Origin of the sequence: Nocardiopsis sp. NPDC057823 (assembly GCF_042797335.1) — a bacterium.
Taxonomy (GTDB): Bacteria; Actinomycetota; Actinomycetes; order Streptosporangiales; family Streptosporangiaceae; genus Nocardiopsis; species Nocardiopsis changdeensis.
On the sequence record NZ_JBHVLR010000003.1, the window covers coordinates 37,707 to 61,045 of the forward strand.

The window sequence follows — 23,339 nt, forward strand, 5'->3', positions numbered from 1 at the left end:
CTACTCCTTCGTGGCGCCGACGGGGACCGCGCCCGGGGCGGCGGCGTGCGGGTGGTTGAGGTCGAACGCGGGGCGCTCGGACCGGATCCGCGGCAGCGACGTGAAGTTGTGCCGCGGCGGCGGGCAGGAGGTCGCCCACTCCAGCGAGCAGCCGTAGCCCCACGGGTCGTCGACCTCGACCTTGGGCGCCTTCTTCGCGGTGATGTAGATGTTCCAGAAGAAGATCAGCGTCGAGGCGGCCAGGACGAACGAGGACACCGACGAGATCTGGTTCAGCTCGGTGAACCCGTCACCGGGCAGGTAGTCGGCGTAGCGGCGCGGGAAGCCCATGGCGCCCAGCCAGTGCTGGACCAGGAACGTGCCGTGGAAGCCGAGGAACAGCAGCCAGAAGTGGAACTTGCCCAGCGACTCGTTGAGCATCTTGCCGGTGAACTTGGGCCACCAGAAGTAGAAGCCCGCGAACATCGCGAACACCACGGTGCCGAACACCACGTAGTGGAAGTGCGCCACCACGAAGTAGGAGTCGGTGACGTGGAAGTCGATCGGCGGGGAGGCCAGCAGCACACCGGTGAGACCGCCGAAGAGGAAGGTCACCAGGAAGCCGATGGTGAAGAGCATCGGCGTCTCGAAGGTGAGCTGGCCGCGCCACATCGTGCCGATCCAGTTGAAGAACTTCACACCGGTCGGGACCGCGATGAGGAACGTCATGAACGAGAAGAACGGCAGCAGGACCGCGCCCGTCGGGAACATGTGGTGGGCCCACACGGTGACGGACAGGCCCGCGATGGCGATCGTCGCGGCCACGAGGCTCTTGTAGCCGAAGATCGGCTTGCGGCTGAACACCGGCAGGATCTCCGTCGCGATGCCGAAGAACGGCAGCGCGATGATGTACACCTCGGGGTGGCCGAAGAACCAGAACAGGTGCTGCCACAGGATGGCACCGCCGTGCTCGGCGTTGTAGACCTGCGTGCCGACCATGCGGTCGGCGCCCAGGGCGATCAGGGCCGCGGTCAGGACCGGGAACGCGATGAGCACCAGGACGCTGGTGAGCAGGGTGTTCCAGGTGAAGATCGGCATGCGGAACATCGTCATACCGGGCGCGCGCATGCACAGGCCGGTGGTGATGAAGTTGACCGCGCTGAGGATGGTGCCCAGACCGGAGACGGCCAGGCCCAGGATCCACAGGTCGCCGCCCAGGCCCGGCGAGCGGACCGCGTCGGACAGCGGGGTGTAGGCGAACCAGCCGAAGCTGGCGGCGCCGCCCGGGGTGATGAACCCGCTGATGGCGATGAGGCTGCCGAACAGGAACAGGTAGTACCCGAACAGGTTCATCCGGGGGAACGCCACGTCGGGGGCGCCGATCTGCAGCGGCATGATGATGTTCGAGAACCCGACGAACAGCGGGGTCGCGAACATCAGCAGCATGATCGTGCCGTGCATGGTGAACATCTGGTTGAACTGCTCGTTGGACATGACCTGCATGCCCGGGAGGAACAGCTCGGCGCGCATGAGGAGCGCCAGGACCCCGCCGAAGAGGAAGAAGCCGAACGAGGTGATCAGGTACATGTACCCGATGATCTTGTGGTCGGTCGACGTCAGCCAGTTGACGATCATCGAGCCCTTGCGGCCCGGCAGCCCCTGCGTGGCGCTGTGCGTGGGGGTGGTGGTCGTGCTCATTACTCGTTGGTCTCCTCGGCCTCGTCGGCACCGGAGCCCGTGCCCTCCGCGTTGGAGCCCTCGGCGCCGGAGCCCTCACCCGAGTCCGGGGTGTCGGGGGCCTCGGCGGCCTCGGTCTCCTCGGCGGCCGCGGCCTGCTCCTGCTCGGCGGCCCAGGCCTCGTACTCGTCCTCGGGCAGGACCTCGACGTTGAAGAGCATGCGGGTGTGGTCCACACCGCACAGCTCGGCGCAGCGGCCGATGTACTCGCCGGCGGTGCCGTCGTTGAGGTTCACCTGGAACGCGTTGTCGCGGCCCGGGACGACGTCCATCTTGAAACCGAACGCCGGGATCCAGAACGAGTGGATGACGTCCGGGGAGTACAGGTCGAAGTGCACGACCGCGTTCTCCGGCAGCACCAGCGTGGACTGCGTGGAGGGGTCGGCGGTGCCGTCCGGGTTGGGCATGCCCACCTCGGAGAACAGCACCTCGCCGCCCTCGTCCTTGGGGGCGTCCAGGTAGTTGAACTGCCACGCCCACTGGAACGCGACGACCTCGACGTGGACGTCCGCCTCCTGCTCGGTGTCCAGCAGGTAGCTCTGGTCGCGCGCGGTGAAGTAGAACAGCACCGCGATGACGACGATCGGCAGAACGGTGTAGAGCGCCTCGATGGGCATGTTGTAGCGCACCTGGGGCGGCAGCTGCTCAGAGCGCTTGCGGTGGAAGATGATCGACCAGATCATCAGCCCCCACACGAGAATGCCGACCGCGAACGCCGCCACCCAGGAACCCTGCCAGAGCGAGAGAACACGCTCGGCCTGCTCGGTGATCGGCTCCGGCATGCCCAAACGAGTGAGCTCGTTCGACGCGCAGCCGGTCGCGGCCAGCCCCAGCACGGCGAGCGCGGCGCCGCGTGGTGCCCATCGGCGCAGAGTGGAGCGCCGATTTTCTTGGCGGGTCGGACTCACGGATTGCCTTCCCAGCGGTGTAGCCCGTGGACTTCCACGGGCGGCCTAAGTATCCAAAGCTTGTCAGGGGGAAACATTATCGCGAACCGCCCAGGGTCCCGTTCATGGGCTTGCCTGGTCAGCGTGTTGCCGAAGGCCCGTGATACGGGACGCTCGGTGGTCCGCGGAGCCGGGCCCGTCCGCGCGCCGGGGGTGATCCCCTCCGGCGTCGGCGAGGCACGGCCCGGCGTTCCCCCGGGCCCCTCTCCCGTGAGGCGGCCGGGGCACCCGTCCGGGTGTCGGGCGGCGCCCGCGTCCACAGCGGGTGCGTCCGATCTCCGGCGTCCCACGGGGAGAGAACAAGGTGAGCGTATCGCTGGGTTTACGGCACCCTTAACCGGGTTCGCCTTACCGGGCGGGAGGGGTCAAGATTGGGACACGGAACGACAACGCACAGGGGGTTCCCGTGTCCGAGGGACGGCCGCTGCCCGGGGCGATCACGGCGTCGGTGACCGTGGAAGCGGTGGGCCGCAAATGCCCGATCCCCATCATCTGGGTGGCGCAGCGCATGCACGAAGTGCCCATCGGCGGGGTCATCGCGGTCACCGCGGACGATCCCGCCGCCAAGGCGGACATCCCCGCCTGGTGCCGGATGAAGATGCACGAGTTCGTCGCGGAGGTGCCCCTCGCGCGGGGTAGCGCTTTTCACATCCGGCGCATGTACTGAACCGTTCCGGATTCCGGCTCCGGTTGGATAACGATTCGGGCACACCGAATCCCGGGGGTGTGGGGTACGAGAAAGGCCGCACGGACCCAGGGGTCCGTACGGCCGATCCTCGCTCCGGCGGCGCCGCGGGGACGCCGGCCGCTAGCGGGCGTAGAACTCGACGACGAGCTGCTCGTCGAAGGGCACCGGGATCTGCTCGCGCTTGGGGCGGTCGACGACCGCGATGCGCAGGTCCTTGTGGCTGACCGCCAGGAACCCGGCGATCTTGTCGTCGGCGTGGACGCCCTCGGCGGCCTCGACGAACGGCACCATGGACCGGGACTTCTCCCGGACCTCGATGATCTGGCCCGGCTTGACCTGGTACGACGGGATGTCGACCTTCTTGCCGTCCACGGTGATGTGGCCGTGGTTGATGAACTGGCGGGCGGCGTAGATCGACGCGGCGAAGCCGGCGCGCAGAACCACGGTGGCCAGGCGCAGCTCCAGCTCGGCCAGCATCTCCTCACCGGTGCGGCCGGGGCGCTTCTTGGCGTTCTCGTAGATCCTGACCAGCTGCTTCTCGGTCAGGTCGTAGTACCAGCGCACCTTCTGCTTCTCGGCCTGGCGGACGGCGAAGTCGCTGCTGTTGCGGCGAACGCGGCGGCCGTGCTCGCCGGGCGGGTAGGGGCGCTTCTCGAAGTAGCTGACCGCCTTACGGGTCAGCGGCATTCCGGCGCGCCGCGACAACCGCACCTTGGGTCCGGTGTAGCGCATGCAATGTCCTTTCACATGGAATGCGGGGAATCCCAGGTAAGGCTGACCTAGAACTGGGAGGCGTGCGGGCACGCCCGGGCCCCGTGCGCCTGGCGGCGCCACCGGAGCGGGTTCCCCACCGTCGCGGTGACCCCGCGCGAACGGTTCGGGCTCTGCACCGGCACGCGTTTCAGCGCACCGGCGGGCACGGCGGACCCGCCGAAGAAGGACGACGGGAGCCGTGCGGTCGCGTCCCGGGCATGCGAACGCACGGGACGCGGGGTCACGACTGTCTACTCTACGGGGTCCGGGGACCCTAGACGAACGGGCGGACCTCGGCGGCGACCTCCGCGCCGTAGGAGCGCTCCAGGCGGTCCAGCAGCGAGGCGCCGGTGAGCGTGTACTCCTGCGGGCCGTCGACCTCCAGGCAGTGCACCGCGGTGGCGTTGCCCACCTGGGCCGCGCGCTCCAGGGACAGGCCCCAGGAGTGGGCGGCCAGGAATCCGGCGCGGAAGGCGTCGCCCATGCCGGTCGGGTCGACCAGGTCGCCGACGACGGCGGCGGGCACGTGGACGCTCGGCTCGCCCGCGCTGTCGATCCGGGCGCCCTTGGCGCCCAGGGTGGTGATGCGGGTGCCGACCCGGGCCAGGATCTCGGCGTCGGACCAGCCGGTCTTCTGCTCGGCGAGGGCCTTCTCGTACTCGTTGGTGAACAGGAAGGCGGCGCCCTCGATGAGGGTGCGCACCTGCGGGCCCTCCATGCGGGCGAGCTGCTGGGAGGGGTCGGCCGCGAAGGCGATGCCCCGGGTGCGGCACTCCTCGCTGTGGCGGACCATCGCGGCCGGGTCGTCGGCGCCGACCAGGACCAGGTCCAGGCCGCCCAGGCGGTCCGCGATCGGCTGGAGCTCGATGTTGCGGGCCTCGGCCATGGCGCCCGCGTAGAACGACGCGATCTGGTTCTGGTCGCGGTCGGTGGTGCAGATGAACCGGGCGGTGTGCCGCAGCTCGGAGATGTAGACGTGGGAGGTGTCCACGCCGTGGCGGTCCAGCCAGGCGCGGTAGTCCTCGAAGTCGGCGCCGGCCGCGCCGACCAGGACGGGGGACAGTCCGAACCCGCCCAGTCCGAAGCAGATGTTGGCGGCGACGCCGCCGCGCCGGACGTCCAGCTCGTCGATGAGGAAGGAGAGGGACAACTGCTGGATCTGCTCGGGGATGATCTGCTCCGCGAACCGCCCCTCGAAGGACATCAGGTGATCGGTGGCGATGGATCCGGCAACCGCGATACGCACGGGACGAGGTCTCCTTGGTCGGGACGCGCCGGCCCGGGGCCGGACACTGCTCCGGGCGCGCTCACGGCGCCCTTTCGGACTGACCCAGGGTACCGACCCGTGTTCGGCCCCACACACGGCGACGGGAGGGCGGATCAGGTCCGCCCTCCCGTCGGTGGCCGTCGGCGTCCCCGGCTCGTCCCGGGGCCGCGCGCCCTAGTTGAAGGAGTCGCCGCAGGCGCAGGAACCGGTGGCGTTGGGGTTGTCGATGGTGAAGCCCTGCTTCTCGATGGTGTCGACGAAGTCGATCGTGGCTCCGACGAGGTAGGGGGAGCTCATCCGGTCGGTCACGACCTCGACGCCGCCGAAGTCGGTGACGATGTCGCCGTCGAGCTCGCGCTCGTCGAAGTAGAGCTGGTAGCGAAGCCCGGAGCAGCCGCCCGGCTGGACCGCGACGCGGAGGCGCAGGTCGTCCCGGCCCTCCTGCTCGAGAAGCGCCCGGACCTTGCTGGACGCGTCCTCCGTGAGGATGATCCCCTCGGTGGTCTCGCTCTGAACCGTCATCGTGTAAAGCTCCTCGTGGAAAGGGGTTGCGGCCCGCTTGCGCCCGCGGCCCCGGTCTGACGCCCGCCGCCGGGACGGATGTCCTCTTCAACGGGTGCCAACACCCGGACCCGGCGCCGCATTCCGACGCGCCGCCGCCGTGTCCGTCCGGCCCTCCCGGCCCCGGTCGCGGGGTCCGGTACGGGCTGACTTGCGCGTGTTCCACCAGGGTACCCATCCGGCTCCGCCGCCACACCGGACGGCGGGACCGGACCGCGGTGCTCAGCGGCTCCAGCGGCGGGCGACCGAGGCCGCCAGGTCCCGCAGCCCCCGGGCGGGGTGCTCCATCGCGGCGGCCACCGAGCCGGCGGACTCGACCAGGGAGTAGGTCTCGGTGATGCCCGCGGCGGCCGCCTCGGCCCGGCCCACCGCCACCCGCCCGGCGGTGACCACGCAGGGGACGGCGTGCTCCCCCGCCAGGCGGGCGACGCCGTGGGGCAGCTTGCCGCGCAGGGACTGGGAGTCGAAGGACCCCTCCCCCGTGACGACGAGGTCCGCCGTTGCCAGCCGGCCGGCCAGGCCGACGGCGTCCAGGACCAGGCCGATGCCCGACTCCACGGCGCCGCCGAGCAGCAGCAGGGCGAAGCCCAGGCCGCCTGCCGCGCCGGCGCCGGGCTCGGAGCGGGCCGCGCCCTCGGGGTCGGCCCGGTCGGCGAAGGCGGTCAGGGCCAGGTCCAGGCGCTGGACCAGGGCGGGGTCGGCGCCCTTCTGGGGGCCGAAGACCGCGCTGGCCCCGTGCAGTCCGAGCAGGGGGTTGTCGACGTCGGTGGCGGCGACCAGGCGCACCCCGGCGACGGCCTCCCGGGCCGGGGCGACGTCCACCTTGTCGATGTCGGCCAGTGCCCCGCCGCCGCGGGCGAGGTCGGCGGCGGGGGTCGCGCCCAGGGCGGCGAGCAGCCCGGCCCCGGCGTCGTTGGTGGAGCTGCCGCCCAGGCCGACGACGACCGTGCGGGCCCCGTCGGCGACGGCGCGGGCGAGCAGTTCGCCGACCCCGGCGCTGGTGGTCCGGGCGGGGTCGCGCCGGCCGGCGGGGACCAGGTGCAGGCCGCAGGCCTGGGCGCTCTCCACGTAGGCGGTGTCGCCGACGAGCAGGTAGCGGGCGGTGACGGGCTCGCCCAGGGGGCCGGTGACGGAGGCCTCGCGCAGGGTCCCGCCCAGGGCGGTGTGCAGGACCTCGACGAAGCCGGGCCCGCCGTCGGAGAGCGGGACCAGGTCGATGCGGGCGGAGGGGTCGACGGACCGCCAGCCGTCGGCGACGGCGCGGGCGGCGTCCAGGGCACTGAGGGTTCCGGCGAACTTGTCCGGTGCGATCACGATGTGCACGTGTTCAGTGTGCTGGGTCACGCGGCTCCGCACCAGGGTTCGGCGCCAAAAAAATTCATATCCCGGACTTTCATTTCCGGAATACGGAAATCAGAGGCCGGGTGCGCCGTACACCGGGAACCAGCGCGACCGGTCGGACTCCAACGGCAGGTCTCCGCCGATGGCCGCCTCGGCCTGGAGCTCCAGGGCGTTGTCGCGGCGCTGCCCCGGCAGCGGCGCGAACGGGTAGAAGGTCCCGCGCTTGTACAGGTAGACCAGGCCCAGCGAGCGCCGCCCGTCGGTGAAGCCCACCAGCGAGCACAGCAGCGAGGGCCCGTAGCCGTTCTCCTCCAGGGTGGAGTTGACCGCGTGCAGCGAGGTGACCAGCCCCGTGATGTCGGGGTCGGTGACCTCGCCCTGCTCCGTCGGCGGGTGGTCGGAGCGCACCACCAGCCACGTGTAGCCGTACTCGTCGGCGACCTGGCCGACCGGCGGCCCGTCCCCGGCCTCCAGCAGCGCGGTGATGTCCTTCTCCAGGTCGGCGAAGGCCGCCCCCTCCGTGGGCCGGAAGGCGACCGACCCCGTCCCGGTGGGGCGGAAGCCGGCCGCCGCGCGCAGGGTGACCGCCGCCGACGGCAGCCCGAAGAGGGCGTCCAGGTCGGGACGGACGGGCTCGGACCGGCCCAGCAGGGCTCTCCAGAAACTCACACTGCCTCCTCGGCGGGAACGGATCTCAGGCGCCCCGGCCCAGCTGCCGGGAGATGTCGGAGAGCTGCGCCAGGCGCCGCTCCACCGGCGGATGGGTGGCGATCAGGCTGTTGAGGCTGAACCCCTTGGTGAACGCCGGGGCGAAGAAGAAGGCGTTGAACGGCTCCACCTGGCGCAGGTCCCGGCTGGGGATCCGCGCCATGTCGCCGGTGATCTTGGTCAGGGCGCTGCCCAGGACCGAGGGGCGCCCGGTGAGGTAGGCGGCGGCCCGGTCGGCCGCCAGCTCCCGGTAGCGCGACAGCGCCCGGGTCAGCAGGAAGCTCAGCGCCCACGCGACGGCGCTGACCAGCACCACCAGCAGGGCGACCACCGCAGGGGCCGGGCCGTTGTTGTTCCCCCGGCTCGCCCCGGAGAAGGCGGCGAAGCGCAGCCCGGCCTGGGTGAGGAACCCGGCCACGATGCCCAGGAAGCCGGCCACGGTCATGACCGTGACGTCGCGGTGGGCGATGTGGGACAGCTCGTGGGCCAGCACCGCCTCCAGCTCCGGCCCGTCCAGGCGGCGCATCAGTCCGGTGGTCACGCAGACGACGGCGGTCCTGCTGCTGTGCCCGGTGGCGAAGGCGTTGGGCACGTCGGTGTCGGCGACGCCCACCCGGGGCTTGGGCATGTCGGCCATGGCGCACAGCCGGTCGATGAGCGCGTGCAGCTCGGGCGCCTGCTGGGGGGAGACCTCCTTGGCGCCCATCGCGAACATGGCGATCCGGTCCGAGGAGAAGTAGCTGAACAGCGCGAACGCGAGGACGATGACCAGGACCAGCCAGATGTTCAGCCCGACGGCGACCAGCCCCACGACGAAGGCGACGTACACCAGGACCAACAGGAACATGGTGAGGGCCATCCGGCCGGTCAGGCCTCGGTCAGGAGTGAACTTGGAACCCGCCATGCGCTGCGCCCCTCCCACTGGTCCGGACGCCTCGGAGTCTAGTTCGCGAAGGTGAGAAAGGGGTGAAAACCGCACGTGAACACGCCGGAGCCGCCGCGACCGGGGGGTCGCGGCGGCTCCGGAACAGCATGCGCAGGCACCGAGCCGGCCCCGCCGAGGACGGTGGTGGCGGAGACCGGCGAAACGGCCCGGACCGCGGAAAGCGGCCCTAGCCCGGGATCAGGCCGTCGTCCTGCAGCATCTGGCGGACCTCGTCCATGCCGGCGTCGGCGTGGGGCAGGATGAACTGCGAGGGCTCCAGCGCGTCGGCGGCCAGCGGCGTCCCGTGCTCGCGCACCTTGTCGAGCAGGTCGTGCAGCGCCTTGCGGAAGGCGGCCTCGTCACCCTTCTCGATCGCCGCCTCCAGGGCGGAGTCGAACGAGTTGAGCAGGTCGAGGTCGGCGTCGGTGAGGTCCACCTGGCCCTCGCCCATGATGCGGACGATCACGCGCCCTCACCCCGTCCCGAGCCGCTGTTGCCGCCCTCGATCTGCGGGGTGGAGGAGGACCCGCCGCCGCCCAGCTCGAGCTTCATGCGCTCCAGCTCGGCCTCGACACCGCTGGAGCTGGCCATGCGGTCCAGCTCGGCCTGGATGTCGTCGCGCGGGCCGGACCCGGTGACGTCGTCGAGCGCGCCGGAGGCGAGCAGCTCGTCGACGGCCCCGGCCCGGGCCTGCATCTGGGCGGTCTTGTCCTCGGCGCGCTGGATCGCCAGGCCGACGTCGCCCATCTCCTCGGAGATGCCGGTGAAGGCCTCGCTGATCTGCGTCTGGGCCTGGGCCGCGGTGTAGGTCGCCTTGATCGTCTCCTTGCGGGTACGGAAGGCGTCCACCTTGGCCTGGAGGCGCTGGGCCGCCAGGGTGAGCTTCTGCTCCTCGCCCTGGAGGTTGGCGTGCTGCTCGCGCAGGCCGTCGATCTGCTGGGTGAGACCGGAGCGGCGGGTCAGGGCCTCGCGGGCGAGGTCCTCCCGGCCCTGGGTCAGGGCCGCCCGGCCCTGGTTCTCCAGCTTGGAGGACTGCTGCTCGAGCTGCTGGATCTGGAGCTCGACCCGCTTGCGGGAGGTCGCGACATCGGCCACGCCGCGCCGGACCTTCTGCAGCAGTTCGAGCTGCTTCTGGTACGAGTAGTCGAGGGTCTCCCTGGGATCCTCGACCGAGTCCAGGGCCTTGTTGGCCTTGGACTTGAAGATCATGGAAAGTCGCTGAAACACGCTCATCGGCGTGGCCGTCCCCTTCTCGGTGCGTACATCGGCTGTTCCCAGCGGGCGCTTCGCCCAACCCTACGCGGTCTGACCCGCGGTCGCCATAAAGCTGTGACCGGCTACCCTGAGGGTGTGTTCCGACGTCGCTCCGCTTCCGCAGACACGGATTCGAAGACCACCGAATCCGCCAGCCCCGAGGCCTCTGAGGCCACCCAACCTAAGGGATATACCCCTAAGAAGGGTGTGCCCACCCCCAAGCGCAAGGAATCCGAGTCGAACCCGCGCAAGCTGGTCAAGGCTCCGGAGACCCGCAAGGAGGCCTACGAGATCCACCGCGCCCGCTCCGAACGTAAACGAGGCGTCAGCAAGGTGAGTTCCGGCGGCCTCAAGGGCGTTCCCGCCGACGAGGCCCGGTTCTACCGACCCGCCGACCTGGGCCCGGCCCGCCGCTACGCCCGTGACCTGGTGGACTCCCGCCGCACGCTCAGCGAGTTCTTCCTGCCGCTGTCGATCGTCATCATCCTGCTGATCATGGTGCCCAGCCCGATCTTCCAGGTCGGTGTGGCGTACGTGGCCTGGCCGCTGATGATGGTGTCGCTCATCATCGAGGGCGTCTTCACCTCGCGCCGGGTCAAGCGGGAGGCCGCCGAGCACTACCCGGACGACGACATGCTGCGCGGCATCGGCTGGTACGCGGTCATGCGCCAGATCCAGTTCCGCCGGCTGCGGCTGCCCAAGCCGAAGGTCAAGGTCGGCGAGGTCCCGGTCCCGCACTAGCGCGGACCCGGGACGGGGCCCGCGTCCCCACGGACACCCGGGGCCGGTGCGCGCACGCGCACCGGCCCCCGACCTTCTCCCCCGTCTTTCCCCGGGACCACCCCGGGGCTTCCCCGATCTTTCCCCGGGTTCTCCGCGAAGGCCGGTGGGAGCGTTCCCACACCCGCCGGGGCCGCCCTCGCGGAAGGACCCGGTACCCGGCTAGAGTGCCCGCCATGGAATTCCGCCATCTCGGCAAGAGCGGTCTCGTCGTCAGCGAGATCGCCTACGGCAACTGGATCACCCACGGCTCCCAGGTCGAGGAGGACGCGGCCGTCGCCTGCGTCCGCGCCGCCCTGGACGCCGGCATCACCACGTTCGACACCGCGGACGTCTACGCCCGCGGCAAGGCCGAGGAGGTCCTCGGCCGGGCGCTCAAGGGCGAGCGCCGCGACGGCCTGGAGATCTTCTCCAAGGTCTACTGGCCGATGGGCCCGGGCAAGAACGACCGGGGCCTGTCGCGCAAGCACATCATCCGCGGCGTGGAGGACACCCTGCGCCGCCTGGGCACCGACTACCTGGACCTGTACCAGGCCCACCGGTTCGACCACGGGGCCCCGCTGGAGGAGACCCTGCGGGCCTTCGAGGACCTGGTCCGCCAGGGCAAGGTCCTGTACGTGGGCGTCTCGGAGTGGAACGCCGAGCAGATCGAGCGGGCCCTGAAGATCGCCGACGAGTCCGGGTTCGACCGCATCGTCTCCAACCAGCCGCAGTACAACATGCTGTGGCGGGTCATCGAGTCCGAGGTCGTCCCGGTGTCCCGCCGCGAGGGGCTGGGCCAGGTCGTCTGGTCGCCCATCGCGGGCGGCATCCTCACCGGCAAGTACAAGCCGGGCGCGCCGCTGCCGGAGAACACCCGGGCCACCGACCCCAACAGCAAGCACTTCATCGCCGATCGGGTCGGCGACCAGGAGCTGCTGGAGCGGGTGCAGAAGCTGGCCCCGCTGGCCGCCGAGGCGGGTCTGACCCTGCCCCAGCTGGCCGTGGCCTGGGTCCTGCAGAACGACAACGTCTCCACCGCCATCGTCGGCGCCACCCGGCCCGAGCAGGTGCGGGACAACGTCCAGGCGGCCGGCGTGAAGCTGGACGCGGAGCTGCTGGCCCGGATCGACGAGATCCTCGGCGACAGCGTCGACCGCGACCCGGCGCTCACCCGCAGCCCGGAGGACATCCGCGCCTAGGCGGAGTCCCCGGACCTCCGCTCCGCAGCGGTCCGTGCCCGGCGCCCTCCGGCGCCCGCGGACCCCGCCGGCGCGGGAGGGCCCTGGGAGAACAGGGCCCCGGCCCCCGGAAGGGGCCGGGGCCCGTCGGTCATTCGGCGGGTTCCAGGGACATCGTGTAGACCTCCCTGCCGTCCTCCAGCAGGACGACCCGGCCCACTCCGCCCTCGGTGAGCTCGCCCCAGTTCTCGCCGAGCCAGCTCTCCGCGTCGCCGCGCGAGGTGAACGACTCCGCGGGGAGGTCACCCGCCGGCGGGTCCGCCCCGTCGGCCTCGCGGTACCGCCAGGTCCACGCCATCGTCGACCGCCCTTTCGTCCCGATAGGTCGCGGTCTACGGGTCACCGCGATCCAGTCCCGAGCTTAACCAAGGCTTGGTGGAGCATGCGGTTTACTTCTTCAGGTGCGAATCCGATTCCCGGGGACGGCCGGCCACGCCGGATGGCCCGCCCCGCAGTGCACCTGCGCCTCGTGCAACCAGGCCCAGGCCGACCGCCGGCTGCCGCTGCGCGTGACCGTCGACGACCGGTTCCGGCTCCGCGAGAGCGGTGCGGTGGGCCCGGTGCCACCGGACTACTCGGTGACGCCCACCCCCGACGGCATCCTGGTGGCGAGCCCCGACGGCGGGCGGCTGCTCTACGCCCGCTCCGGACCCGCGGTGCTGCCCGCGGTGCCCCCGGTGGAGGCGGTCCCGCCCGGCTCGGGGTTCGCGTCGGCGCCGCCCCAGCAGGTGGACATGGTCATCGTGGACGCCGCCCAGCGCCCGGAGACCATCGGTGAGCTGCGGCGCAGCGGGGTGATCGGTGTGACCACGGCCGTGGTCGCGGTCGGCGGCGACCACCGGGTCCGCTCCCCCGCGGAGTTCGCCCGCCGGGCCCGGCTGTGGGGCGCGTTCGCCCCCGGCGACGGCCACGTCATGTCGTGCCCGCCGGCGGTCTGGCCGCAGTCGCGGCCGCACGGCCCGCACCGGGTGCTCATCACCGGCGGCGCCCGCTCGGGCAAGTCGGTCGAGGCCGAGCTGCGGCTGCTCACCGAGCCGAAGGTGTCCTATGTGGCCACCGGCGAGCCCGCCGACCCCGCGCGTGACCCGGAGTGGGCCGAGCGGGTGGCCCGGCACGCCGCCCGCCGGCCGTGGTGGTGGGAGACCGAGGAGACCCGCGACCTGCCGTCGCTGCTCAAGCGGGCGCGGGGCGCGGTGCTCATCGACTGCCTGGGCACCTGGCTGACGGCGGTCATGGACGAGCACGGGCTGTGGGACGAGGAGCCGGCGCCGGACGCCGAGGAGCGGGTCGAGGCCGAGATGCACGACCTGCTGGAGGCGTGGCGGGCCACCCAGGCCTACGCGGTGGCGGTGACCAACGAGGTGGGCTCGGGCGTGGTGCCCGCGACCCGGTCGGGGCGGCTGTTCCGCGACCACCTGGGGCGGCTGAACCAGTGGGTGGCCGCCGAGTCCGAGGAGGTCGTCCTGGTCACGGCCGGACGCGTGCTGGAGCTTCCGTGAGCGGTGCCGCCGGCGCGGGCGCGCGTCTGGCGGTGGGGACGTTCACCGTGGTCCCGGTCCGGGTGGAGCGGGTGGACCGGGCGGCCGCCCGGTGGGCGATGCTGTGGGCCCCCGCGCTGGGGGCGGCGGCGGGCGCCCTGACCGGGGCGCTGGCCGCGGTGGGGGCGGCGGCGGGGCTGCCCCCGGCTCTGGCGGCGCTGCTCGGTGTGGGCGCCGGGGCGCTGTTCACCCGGGGGCTGCACCTGGACGGGCTGGCGGACCTGGCCGACGGGCTGGGCAGCGCCCGGCCGGCCGCGGGCGCGCTGGAGGTGATGCGCCGCTCCGACATCGGCCCGTTCGGTGTGATCACCCTGATCGTCGTGCTGGGCGCGCAGGTGCTGGCGCTGGGCCGGCTGGCGGAGGTGTCCCCGTGGGCGGCGTTGGCCGGGGCGGTGGCGGCGGGGACCGCGGGCCGGACGGCGATCACGTGGGCGTGCACGCCGGGGGTGCCCGCGGCGCGTCCGGAGGGGCTGGGCGCGCTGGTGGCCGGGACGGTGCCGGTGGCGGGCGCGGCGGCGGCGACCGCGTGCGCGCTCGCGGTGTGCGCGCTGGGTCTGCTCCGGGGTCCGGCGTTCGCGGCGGCCTGCGCCGCGGCGTTCGTCGCGGGCCTGGCGGGGGCGGCCCTGCTGAGGCGGCGGGCGGTGCGCCGGCTGGGCGGCGTGACCGGGGACGTGCTGGGGGCGCTGGCGGAGACGGCGGCCACGGTGGCCCTGGTGGTGCTCACCGGCGCGGTCGCGTGGCTGTGAAGCCGGGACCGCGCGGCCACCAGGCGTTTTCTACCGATCGGTAATATCAATGCGCACCCGATGTAGCCATCATCACATTTTTTCACACCACGTTTCACCGCCCACCACGCCGGGGAACGCGCCGTCCGCCCGCCGCCCGGCTGTGACGGCCCCCACCGGCGGCCAGGGGCGCCCTCCCCGGCCGGTCGGCCCGGGGCCGACCCCCGACCGGCCCCGCCCGCCGCTCCCCCGCGCAGCGCCCCCTCAGGGGCCGGAGCGCCACGTCACCGACCGGAGCACGGGGCGACTAGCATCGTGGGTGTGAGCACGACGTTGTCAGTACACACGGAGTCCCCCAGTTCGCTCGACGCCGACGCCCTCGTCGTCGGTTACCACTCCGGGGGCGACGCCCCGGAGCCCGCGTCGGGCGCTCATGACGTCGACGCCGCCTTCTCCGGCGGCCTCGCCCAGACCCTGTCGCTCCTGGGAGCGAGCGGCGCCGCAGAGGAGGTGCACACCCTTCCCTCCCTCGGGGCCGTCGCCGCCCCGGTGATCGTCGCCGTCGGCCTCGGTGACAGGCCCGCCGACGGCCCGGTCGACGCCGACACCCTCGCCCGCGCCGCGGGCGCCGCGCTGCGCGCCCTGGCCGCCCGCCCCGAGGGCGCGGGCCGCGTGGCGCTGGCCCTGCCGGCCGGCACCGCCGAAGAGGCCGGGGCCGTCGCCCTGGGCGCCCGGCTGGGCGCCTACTCCTTCGACCGCTACCGCACCGGCGAGAAGGCCGGGAAGAAGGCCGCCCCCGCGCTGCTGCTGGCGAGCGGCGCCGAGGGCGCGCAGGCCGCGGTCGAGCGCGCCGCCGTCCTGGCCGACGCGGTCGAGCTGACCCGCGACCTGGTCAACACCGCCCCCTCCGACCTGGTCCCCGAGGACCTGGCCGCGACCGCCCAGGAGATCGCCGCGCAGGCCGGCCTGGACATCGAGGTGCTCGACGAGCAGGCCCTCGCCGAGGGCGGCTACGGCGGCCTGACCGGCGTCGGCCAGGGCTCGGCCAACCCGCCGCGCCTGGTCCGCCTGGCCCACACCCACCCGGAGGCCACCCGCACGGTCGCCTTCATCGGCAAGGGCATCACCTTCGACTCCGGCGGCCTGTCCCTCAAGCCCGCCACCGCCATGGACTGGATGAAGTCCGACATGGCCGGCGCCGCCTCCGTGCTCGCCGCCCTGCGGGCCGTCTCCGCCCTGGGCCTGAAGGTCAACGTCGTCGGCTACCTGGCCGTCGCCGAGAACATGCCCAGCGGCACCGCCCAGCGCCCCTCCGACGTGCTGACCATCTACGGCGGCAAGACCGTCGAGGTCCTCAACACCGACGCCGAGGGCCGCCTGGTCATGGCGGACGCCCTGGTCCGCGCCCAGGAGGACGGCCCCGACCTGGTCGTCGACATCGCCACGCTGACCGGCGCCCAGCTGGTCGCGCTCGGCACCCGTGTGTTCGCGGTCATGGCCAACGACGACGAGGTGCGCGAGCAGGTCGTCGCGGCGGCCGGCGCCGAGGGCGAGGCCGCCTGGCCGATGCCCCTGCCCGCCGAGCTGCGCGCGGGGCTGGACTCCGCGGTCGCCGACATCGCCAACGTGGCGGGCGAGCGCTGGGGCGGCATGCTGTCCGCCGGCGTCTTCCTCAAGGAGTTCATCGGCGAGGGCGTCAAGTGGGCGCACCTCGACATCGCCGGCCCCTCCTTCAACCAGGGCGGCCCGCACGGGTACACGCCCAAGGGCGGTACCGGCTCCGGCACCCGGACCCTGATCCGCATCGCGGAGTCCTACGCCGAATAGCCCGACCCCGGGGCGGCCGGCGCTCCCTGAGCCCGCGCCGACCGCCCCGACCGCGGTCCCCTCCCCCCGAGCCGCGGAAACCACCGGCAATCACCAGCCACCACAACAAGGAGTTCGTTCCCGTGAGTGAGAGCGGCGGCACCTTCGACCTCGTCGTCCTTGGCGGCGGCAGCGGCGGATACGCGGCGGCACTGCGCGCCGCGGAGCTCGACATGAACGTCGTGCTGATCGAGAAGGACAAGCTCGGGGGCACCTGCCTGCACCGCGGCTGCATCCCCACCAAGGCCCTCCTGCACTCGGCCGAGGTCGCCGACTCCGCCAAGGAGAGCGAGAACTTCGGTGTCAAGGCCACCTTCGAGGGCATCGACATCGAGGCCGTGCACAAGTACAAGGACAAGGTGATCAACGGCCTGCACAAGGGCCTCACCGGTCTGATCAAGTCCCGCAAGATCACCGTCGTCGAGGGCGAGGGCCGCCTCACCGGCAAGGACGAGGTCACCGTCGGCGACGCCGTCTACAAGGGCAAGGCCGTCCTGCTGGCCACCGGCTCCCAGCCCAAGACCCTGGGCCTGGAGATCGACGGCGAGAAGGTCATGACCAGCGACCAGGCCCTGGGCCTGGACCGCGTCCCCGGCTCCGTGGTGGTCCTGGGCGGCGGTGTCATCGGCGTGGAGTTCGCCAGCGTCTGGCGCTCCTACGGCGCCGAGGTCACCATCGTCGAGGCCCTGCCGCACCTGGTGCCGGTCGAGGAGGAGTCCAGCTCCAAGCTGCTGGAGCGCGCCTTCCGCAAGCGCGGCATCAAGTACGAGCTGGGCACCCCCTTCGAGTCGGTCAAGACCACCGACTCCGGGGTCACCGTCACCCTCCAGGGCGGCAAGACCCTGGAGGCGGAGGTGCTGCTGGTCGCCATCGGCCGCGGCCCCGTCTCCGCCGGCCTGGGCTACGAGGAGCAGGGCATCTCCCTGGACCGCGGCTTCGTCACCGTGGACGAGAACCTGCACACCGGCGTCGGGAACATCTACGCCGTCGGCGACCTCATCCCGACCCTGCAGCTGGCCCACGTCGGCTTCGCCGAGGGCATCTTCGTCGCCGAGCACATCGCGGGCCTCAACCCGGCCCCGATCGACTACGACGGCGTCCCCCGCGTCACCTACTGCGAGCCCGAGGTCGCCTCGGTCGGCCTGACCACCAAGGCCGCCAAGGAGCGCGGCCTGGAGGTCGTCGAGATGAACTACAACCTGGCGGGCAACGGCAAGAGCCAGATCCTCCAGACCCAGGGCGCCGTCAAGGTCATCGCCGAGAAGGACGGTCCCGTGCTGGGCGTCCACATGGTGGGCAGCCGCGTCGGCGAGCTGATCGCCGAGGGCCAGCTCATCTACAACTGGGAGGCGCTGCCCTCCGAGGTGGCCCAGCTCATCCACCCGCACCCGAGCCAGTCGGAGGCGCTGGGCGAGGCGCACCTCGCGCTGGCGGGCAAGCCGCTCCACGTCCACGACTGACCGCACCGGGGGCGGGCCCGGCGGGCCCGCCCCCGCCGCCGTACATCCGCGCTGCCCATCACCGGGATCGGGCAGGACACCGCGCCCATATCCAACGAGGAACCCATGCCGACATCCGTTTCCATGCCCGCCCTGGGTGAGAGCGTCACCGAGGGGACTGTGACCCAGTGGCTGAAGAACGTGGGCGACACCGTCGAGGTAGACGAGCCGCTCCTTGAGGTCTCCACCGACAAGGTGGACACCGAGATCCCCTCCCCGGTAGCGGGCGTGCTCACGCAGATCCTCGTCCAGGAGGACGAGACCGTGGAGATCGGCGCGGAGATCGCCGTCATCGGCGAAGCGGGGGAGGACTCCGCCGCGCCGGCCGCCCCGGCCGCCGAGGAGGCGCGCCCGGAGCCGGCCGCCGTCCCGGAGCCCGAGCCGGCCCCGGAGCCGGAGCCCGAGCCCCGGCAGGAGCAGGCGCGGCCGGCCGCCGAGGCCCCGGAGCCCGCGGCCCCCGCCGCGGAGGGCCCCGAGACCCCCGTGACCATGCCCGCCCTGGGTGAGAGCGTCACCGAGGGGACCGTCACCCAGTGGCTCAAGAGTGTCGGCGACACCGTCGAGGTGGACGAGCCGCTCCTCGAGGTCTCCACCGACAAGGTGGACACCGAGATCCCCTCCCCGGTGGCCGGCGTGCTCACGCAGATCCTCGTCCAGGAGGACGAGACCGTGGAGATCGGCGCCCGGATCGCCGTCATCGGCGGTGCCGGCGCCGCTGCCGCCCCCGCGGCCCCCGCCGCGCCGGAACCGGCCCCGGCGAAGGCCGCCGAGCCCGCGGCGGCCGAGCCGGCCCCCGAGCCCGCCGCCCCGGCGCCCGCTCCGGCCTCCACCGACACCCCGTCGGTGGACATCGGCACCCTGAGCAGCACCGGCCCGTCGGGGACCGACACCGGCACCGAGGGCTACGTGACCCCGCTGGTGCGCAAGCTCGCCGCCGAGCACCGCGTGGACCTGAGCCGCGTCCGGGGCACCGGCGTGGGCGGGCGCATCCGCAAGCAGGACGTGCTCAAGGCCGCCGAGGAGCAGAGGGCCGCCGCCGCGCGCGCCGCCGCCCCGACCGCCCCGTCCTCGGCCCCGCGCAAGCAGAGCGCCGACACGGCGCTGCGCGGGCGCACCGAGAAGCTCACCCGGCTGCGCAAGTACATCGCCGACAGCATGGTGGAGTCCCTGCACGTCTCGGCGACGACCACCCAGGTCGCCGAGGTGGACGTCACCAAGATCGCGCGCCTGCGCGAGCGGGCCGCCGAGAACGGCGGAACGGCCCCGGACTTCTTCGCGTTCTTCGCGCTGGCGACGGTGGAGGCGCTGCGCGCCCACCCCAAGCTCAACGCGTTCATCGACGCGGACAAGCAGGAGGTGACCTACCACGACGTCGAGAACCTGGGCGTGTCGGTGGACACCGAGCGCGGCCTGCTGGTCCCGGTCGTCAAGGACGCGGGCAAGCTCGGGCTGAGCGGCCTGGCCGGCACCATCTCCGACCTGAGCGAGCGGGCCCACACCGGCCGGCTGGGCCCGGACGAGCTGGGCGGCGGCACGTTCACCATCGCCGAGACCGGCGGCACCGGGGCGCTGTTCGGCACCCCGATCATCAACCAGCCGCAGGTCGCGATCCTGGGCACCGGCGCGGTCGTCAAGCGCCCGGTCGTGGTCGAGGACCCGGCCATGGGCGGCGAGGTCATCGCCGTGCGCTCGATGGTGTACCTGTCCCTGGCCGTGGACCACCGGCTGATCGACGGCGCCGACGCGGGCCGCTTCCTCACGGCGGTCAAGGACCGCCTGGAGGAGGGCGACTTCGAGGGCGAGCTGGGCCTGTCCTAGCCGTCCGCCGATCCGCCCCGGAGGGCCGGGCACCGCACGGTGCCCGGCCCTCCGGCGTGAAAGTTCACATTCGCTTGACCTCTACAGCGGTTGAGGTTTTAGCGTTGGTGCACCGACCAGCACGGCACAAGGACCTGACACATGGACAACCTGCGGATCGCGGTGATCCTGGGCTCGAACCGGAACGGACGCACGGGGCCGGCGGTCTCCCGCTGGTTCGTGGACCTGGCCCTGGGCCGACCGGACCTGGACGTCGACGTCCTGGACGTGGCCGACCTGCCCGCCGACGAGCGGTACGGTCACGGGCACGGCGCCCCGCTGGCGGACTTCGGCCCCCGGGTGGCGGCCGCCGACGGGTACGTGGTGGTCACCCCCGAGTACAACCACGGCTATCCGGGCCCGCTCAAGAGCGCGATCGACTCGGCCCGCCGGGAGTGGTTCGGCAAGGCCGCGGGGTTCGTCTCCTACGGCGGGATGTCCGGCGGCCTGCGCGCGATCGAGCAGCTGCGCACGGTCTTCTCCGAGCTGCACGTGGCGACGATCCGCGACACGGTGAGCCTGCACAACGCGGGCGCGCTCTTCGGTCCGGACGGGCTCCCCGGCCCGGAGATGGCGGGCGCCGACGCCGCGGCGAAGCTCCTGCTGGACGAGCTGTCCTGGTGGGCCCTGGCCCTGCGCGAGGCGCGCCGGCACCGGCCCTACCCCGCCTGAGCCCGCCGGGCGGGCGTGGGGGCACGGGCCGGGAACGGTGGACGGGGCGGCACCTCGCGGCGCCGCCCCGTCTTTCTACCCCACCAATCACCATCCCCTGATGATCCCCATCATCAAAGGTCTGTTGGGTGGACGCGACAGCCAGCCCGACAGCGCGTCGCCCACGGTAGCCCCGCGTTGACGCGGAGTTCCATGTCCCACGTTCAAAGTAGAAGACCCGGGGCCCCGCGCGCAGGACTTTGGCGAAAATCCCCGGGAAAAAATCGGGGCGGCCCCCACAAGGGCACCCCGGCCCCGGTACTCGCTCCCGCGCCGGGTAGACACCTGAGCATGAAAGTGGCGATCACGGGCAGTTCGGGACTCGTCGGGGCGGTACTGGTCGAGGCGCTCCTCGCCGACGGGCACCGGGTCGTGCGGATGGTGCGGCACGCGCCCCGGCCGGTCTACCGGTCGCGGTTGGAGGAGGCCGAGTGGCGCCCCGAACAGGGGCGGGTGGACACCGTGGCGCTGCACGGCGCCGACGCGGTGGTGCACCTGGCGGGGGCGCCGCTGAGCCACGCGCCGTGGCCCCGGGGGCGGCGGGAGGCGATCCGGCGGGCCCGGGTGCGCGGCACCCGCACCCTGACGCGGGCGCTGACCGGTATGGACGCCCCTCCCCCGCGGCTGCTGGCCGCCTCCGGCATGCAGTTCTACGGCGACACCGGGGGCCGGGTGGTGACCGAGGCCGACCCGGCGGGCACCGGCTTCCTGGCGCAGGTGTGCCGCGACTGGGAGGCGGCGGCCGCCGAGGCCGCCGGGGCCGGGATCTCCACCGCGCACCTGCGGATGGCGGTGGTGCTGGACCGCTCCGGCGGCTACCTGCGCTCGGTGCTGCCGCTGTACCGGGCGGGGCTGGGCGGCCGGATCGGCTCGGGGGCCCAGTACATGACGTGGATCGCGATGCGCGACGCCATCGGGGCGATCCGGTTCCTGCTGGAGCGGCCCGACGTCACCGGGCCGGTCAACCTGTGCGCGCCCGAGCCGGTGAGCAACGCCGCCTTCACCGAGGCCCTGGCCCGCGCCCTGGACCGCCCGGCGGTCCTGCGGGTCCCGGCGACGGCGCTGCGCGCCACCCTGGGGGACTACGCGGAGGAGACGGCCCTGCTCGATCTGCGGGGGCGGCCCGAACGCCTGATCAAGGAAGGTTATTCCTTCACACTTCCCACCATCGACAGTGCGCTATCCGACATCCTGGCCCGACCGCTGCCTTCCGCCGGGGCGTAGAGTGAATGTGTGAGTGATCTCGTTTACGCATGGCTCGGCGCCACCCCCGTCCCCTACCATCAGGGCTGGGACCTGCAGAAGCGGCTCCACGAGCGCCGCGTCGCCGACGAGGTGGCCGACACCGTCCTCCTCCTGGAGCACGAACCCGTGTACACGGCGGGCAAGCGCACCGGGAGGTCGGATCGTCCCATCACAGACCCCGGAGCGCCGGTCGTGGACATCGACCGGGGGGGCAAGATCACCTGGCACGGCCCCGGGCAGCTCACGGTGTACCCCATCGTGCGGCTCCCGGACCCCATCGACGTGATCGCCTACGTCCGCATGCTGGAGGAGGCCATCATCCGCACCATCGCGGAGTACGGCCTCGTCGGCAGGCGCGTGGAGGGGCGCACGGGGGTGTGGCTGGACGCCGACCCCGACCGCGGGCTCATCGAACGCAAGATCGCGGCGATCGGCTGCCGCATCGCCCGCGGGGTCGGCATGCACGGGCTCGCCCTGAACTGCAACAATGACATGTCGTGGTTCGACCGGATCGTCCCCTGCGGCATCTCCGACGCCGGGGTCACCTCGCTCACCGCCGAAACCGGGCGCGACGTCCCGGTCGCCGAGGTGCGACCGCTGATGGAGCGCCACCTGGCGGACGTCCTGGGCGCGCACCAGTACAGCCACATCGACGGCCCCGGACTGCTGTCCGAGCCCGTCGCCGCCCGGGGATGACACACCACACCATGAGCCGGCCCCCGCACGGCCCCGCCCTCACCAGGGCGTCCGGGTCCGCGGGGCACAGAAGGGAACGGGTTCACGTTGACCATCGCTCCTGAGGGCCGCCGCCTGCTGCGCGTCGAGGCGCGCAACAGCGAGACCCCCATCGAGAAGAAGCCGCCGTGGATCAAGATCAAGGCGCACATGGGGCCGGAGTACTCCGAGCTGCGCTCACTGGTCAAGACCGAGGGCCTGCACACGGTGTGCCAGGAGGCGGGCTGCCCCAACATCTACGAGTGCTGGGAGGACCGCGAGGCCACCTTCCTCATCGGCGGCGACCAGTGCACCCGCCGCTGCGACTTCTGCCAGATCGCCACGGGCAAGCCCACCGCGCTGGACCGCATGGAGCCGACCAAGGTCGCCAACTCGGTCAAGACGATGGGGCTGCGCTACGCCACCATCACCGGTGTCGCCCGCGACGACCTGGAGGACGGCGGCGCCTGGCTCTACGCCGAGACGGTGCGCAAGATCCACGAGCTGAACCCGGACACCGGCGTCGAGCTGCTCATCCCGGACTTCAACGCCGACCCCGACCAGCTGGCCGAGGTCTTCGGGTCCCGCCCCGAGGTGCTGGCGCACAACGTGGAGACGGTGCCGCGCATCTTCAAGCGCATCCGCCCGGGCTTCCGCTACGAGCGCTCCCTGGAGGTCATCACCAAGGCCCGCGAGGACGGCCTGGTCACCAAGTCGAACCTCATCCTGGGCATGGGCGAGACCCGGGAGGAGATCAGCGAGGCCATGCGCGACCTGCACGAGGCCGGCTGCGACCTGCTGACCATCACCCAGTACCTGCGCCCCTCCAAGCTGCACCACCCGATCGACCGCTGGGTGAAGCCGCAGGAGTTCGTGGAGCTGGGCGAGGAGGCCGAGGAGATCGGCTTCGCCGGTGTCATGTCGGGGCCGCTGGTGCGTTCGTCCTACCGGGCCGGACGCCTCTACCAGCAGGCGCGCGAGAAGCGTGACGCCGAGGCCGCGGCCCTGACCAAGTAGTACATAA

Annotated in this window: 23 protein-coding genes; 12 read left to right on the forward strand and 11 right to left on the reverse strand. The window is 72.3% G+C overall.

Features of this window, described 5'->3' with window-relative positions; all coding sequences use genetic code 11:
- Window positions 1-1,677: a cytochrome c oxidase subunit I gene (gene ctaD / locus ACFVNO_RS06680; protein WP_378890046.1), complete on the reverse strand. Its 1,677-nt coding sequence runs from the start codon at window positions 1,675-1,677 to the stop codon at window positions 1-3.
- The gene (gene coxB, locus ACFVNO_RS06685; RefSeq protein ID WP_355266000.1) at window positions 1,677-2,498 is read right to left on the reverse strand and encodes a cytochrome c oxidase subunit II; all 822 of its coding nucleotides are present in this window, start codon (window positions 2,496-2,498) and stop codon (window positions 1,677-1,679) included. The genes ctaD and coxB overlap by 1 nt, the downstream gene beginning before the upstream one ends.
- Window positions 2,499-3,069: 571 nt before the next feature.
- On the opposite strand from coxB, the gene ACFVNO_RS06690 reads away from it, so the two are divergent.
- On the forward strand, window positions 3,070-3,330 hold the full coding sequence (locus ACFVNO_RS06690) for a sulfurtransferase TusA family protein (protein WP_255646423.1): 261 nt from the start codon (window positions 3,070-3,072) through the stop codon (window positions 3,328-3,330).
- Window positions 3,331-3,471: 141 nt separating this feature from the next.
- Here the strand turns inward: ACFVNO_RS06690 and rpsD are convergent, their stop codons facing one another.
- The 8 genes from rpsD to ACFVNO_RS06730 form a co-directional block, all read right to left on the reverse strand.
- The gene (gene rpsD / locus ACFVNO_RS06695; protein ID WP_220559886.1) at window positions 3,472-4,083 is read right to left on the reverse strand and encodes a 30S ribosomal protein S4; all 612 of its coding nucleotides are present in this window, start codon (window positions 4,081-4,083) and stop codon (window positions 3,472-3,474) included.
- Window positions 4,084-4,378: 295 nt separating this feature from the next.
- The gene (locus ACFVNO_RS06700; RefSeq protein ID WP_220559885.1) at window positions 4,379-5,350 is read right to left on the reverse strand and encodes a carbohydrate kinase family protein; all 972 of its coding nucleotides are present in this window, start codon (window positions 5,348-5,350) and stop codon (window positions 4,379-4,381) included.
- A gap of 195 nt (window positions 5,351-5,545) precedes the next feature.
- Window positions 5,546-5,893 (reverse strand): iron-sulfur cluster assembly accessory protein, encoded by a 348-nt coding sequence (locus ACFVNO_RS06705; RefSeq protein ID WP_306367561.1) that lies wholly within the window; start codon window positions 5,891-5,893, stop codon window positions 5,546-5,548.
- A 261-nt stretch (window positions 5,894-6,154) separates the two neighbouring features.
- Window positions 6,155-7,255 carry a glycerate kinase gene (locus ACFVNO_RS06710; protein ID WP_355266003.1) on the reverse strand — a complete coding sequence of 367 codons (1,101 nt, stop codon included), beginning with the start codon at window positions 7,253-7,255 and terminating at the stop codon, window positions 6,155-6,157.
- A gap of 90 nt (window positions 7,256-7,345) precedes the next feature.
- Complete coding sequence (locus tag ACFVNO_RS06715) at window positions 7,346-7,942, reverse strand: hypothetical protein (protein WP_220559883.1); 597 nt, start codon at window positions 7,940-7,942, stop codon at window positions 7,346-7,348.
- A 25-nt stretch (window positions 7,943-7,967) separates the two neighbouring features.
- On the reverse strand, window positions 7,968-8,885 hold the full coding sequence (htpX, locus tag ACFVNO_RS06720) for a zinc metalloprotease HtpX (RefSeq protein ID WP_355265713.1): 918 nt from the start codon (window positions 8,883-8,885) through the stop codon (window positions 7,968-7,970).
- A 208-nt stretch (window positions 8,886-9,093) separates the two neighbouring features.
- Window positions 9,094-9,372: a hypothetical protein gene (locus ACFVNO_RS06725; RefSeq protein ID WP_355265716.1), complete on the reverse strand. Its 279-nt coding sequence runs from the start codon at window positions 9,370-9,372 to the stop codon at window positions 9,094-9,096.
- A complete protein-coding gene (locus tag ACFVNO_RS06730) occupies window positions 9,369-10,139 on the reverse strand; it encodes a PspA/IM30 family protein (protein WP_355265719.1) in 771 nt (256 codons plus the stop codon). Before ACFVNO_RS06730 ends, ACFVNO_RS06725 begins: the two co-directional genes overlap by 4 nt.
- Window positions 10,140-10,235: 96 nt before the next feature.
- Here ACFVNO_RS06730 and ACFVNO_RS06735 point away from each other — a divergent pair, with 96 nt between their 5' ends.
- Window positions 10,236-10,901, forward strand: coding sequence for a DUF3043 domain-containing protein (locus ACFVNO_RS06735; protein WP_220559879.1), 666 nt, complete (start codon window positions 10,236-10,238; stop codon window positions 10,899-10,901).
- A gap of 215 nt (window positions 10,902-11,116) precedes the next feature.
- Entirely contained in the window at window positions 11,117-12,121 is a 1,005-nt protein-coding gene (locus ACFVNO_RS06740) for an aldo/keto reductase family protein (protein WP_355265722.1), read from the forward strand.
- A gap of 130 nt (window positions 12,122-12,251) precedes the next feature.
- On the opposite strand, the gene ACFVNO_RS06745 is transcribed toward ACFVNO_RS06740, so the two are convergent.
- Window positions 12,252-12,458 (reverse strand): hypothetical protein, encoded by a 207-nt coding sequence (locus tag ACFVNO_RS06745; protein ID WP_378890056.1) that lies wholly within the window; start codon window positions 12,456-12,458, stop codon window positions 12,252-12,254.
- A 211-nt stretch (window positions 12,459-12,669) separates the two neighbouring features.
- Between ACFVNO_RS06745 and ACFVNO_RS06750 the strand changes: the two genes are divergently transcribed.
- From ACFVNO_RS06750 to lipA, 9 genes are all read left to right on the forward strand, one after another.
- The gene (locus ACFVNO_RS06750; protein ID WP_355266006.1) at window positions 12,670-13,659 is read left to right on the forward strand and encodes a bifunctional adenosylcobinamide kinase/adenosylcobinamide-phosphate guanylyltransferase; all 990 of its coding nucleotides are present in this window, start codon (window positions 12,670-12,672) and stop codon (window positions 13,657-13,659) included.
- Window positions 13,656-14,444, forward strand: a complete 789-nt coding sequence (locus ACFVNO_RS06755) for an adenosylcobinamide-GDP ribazoletransferase (RefSeq protein WP_355265728.1) — start codon at window positions 13,656-13,658, stop codon at window positions 14,442-14,444. Before ACFVNO_RS06750 ends, ACFVNO_RS06755 begins: the two co-directional genes overlap by 4 nt.
- Before the next feature lie 300 nt (window positions 14,445-14,744).
- Window positions 14,745-16,250: a leucyl aminopeptidase gene (locus ACFVNO_RS06760; RefSeq protein ID WP_355265731.1), complete on the forward strand. Its 1,506-nt coding sequence runs from the start codon at window positions 14,745-14,747 to the stop codon at window positions 16,248-16,250.
- 122 nt (window positions 16,251-16,372) lie between these two features.
- The gene (lpdA, locus tag ACFVNO_RS06765) at window positions 16,373-17,749 is read left to right on the forward strand and encodes a dihydrolipoyl dehydrogenase (RefSeq protein WP_355265734.1); all 1,377 of its coding nucleotides are present in this window, start codon (window positions 16,373-16,375) and stop codon (window positions 17,747-17,749) included.
- Between the two features lie 123 nt (window positions 17,750-17,872).
- Window positions 17,873-19,606 (forward strand): 2-oxoglutarate dehydrogenase, E2 component, dihydrolipoamide succinyltransferase, encoded by a 1,734-nt coding sequence (gene sucB, locus ACFVNO_RS06770; RefSeq protein ID WP_378890751.1) that lies wholly within the window; start codon window positions 17,873-17,875, stop codon window positions 19,604-19,606.
- Between the two features lie 141 nt (window positions 19,607-19,747).
- Complete coding sequence (locus ACFVNO_RS06775; protein ID WP_220559871.1) at window positions 19,748-20,317, forward strand: NADPH-dependent FMN reductase; 570 nt, start codon at window positions 19,748-19,750, stop codon at window positions 20,315-20,317.
- A gap of 330 nt (window positions 20,318-20,647) precedes the next feature.
- Window positions 20,648-21,580 carry a TIGR01777 family oxidoreductase gene (locus tag ACFVNO_RS06780; protein WP_220559870.1) on the forward strand — a complete coding sequence of 311 codons (933 nt, stop codon included), beginning with the start codon at window positions 20,648-20,650 and terminating at the stop codon, window positions 21,578-21,580.
- 9 nt (window positions 21,581-21,589) lie between these two features.
- Entirely contained in the window at window positions 21,590-22,297 is a 708-nt protein-coding gene (gene lipB, locus ACFVNO_RS06785; RefSeq protein WP_220559869.1) for a lipoyl(octanoyl) transferase LipB, read from the forward strand.
- A gap of 87 nt (window positions 22,298-22,384) precedes the next feature.
- The gene (gene lipA / locus ACFVNO_RS06790; protein WP_220559868.1) at window positions 22,385-23,332 is read left to right on the forward strand and encodes a lipoyl synthase; all 948 of its coding nucleotides are present in this window, start codon (window positions 22,385-22,387) and stop codon (window positions 23,330-23,332) included.
- Window positions 23,333-23,339 lie beyond the last annotated feature (7 nt).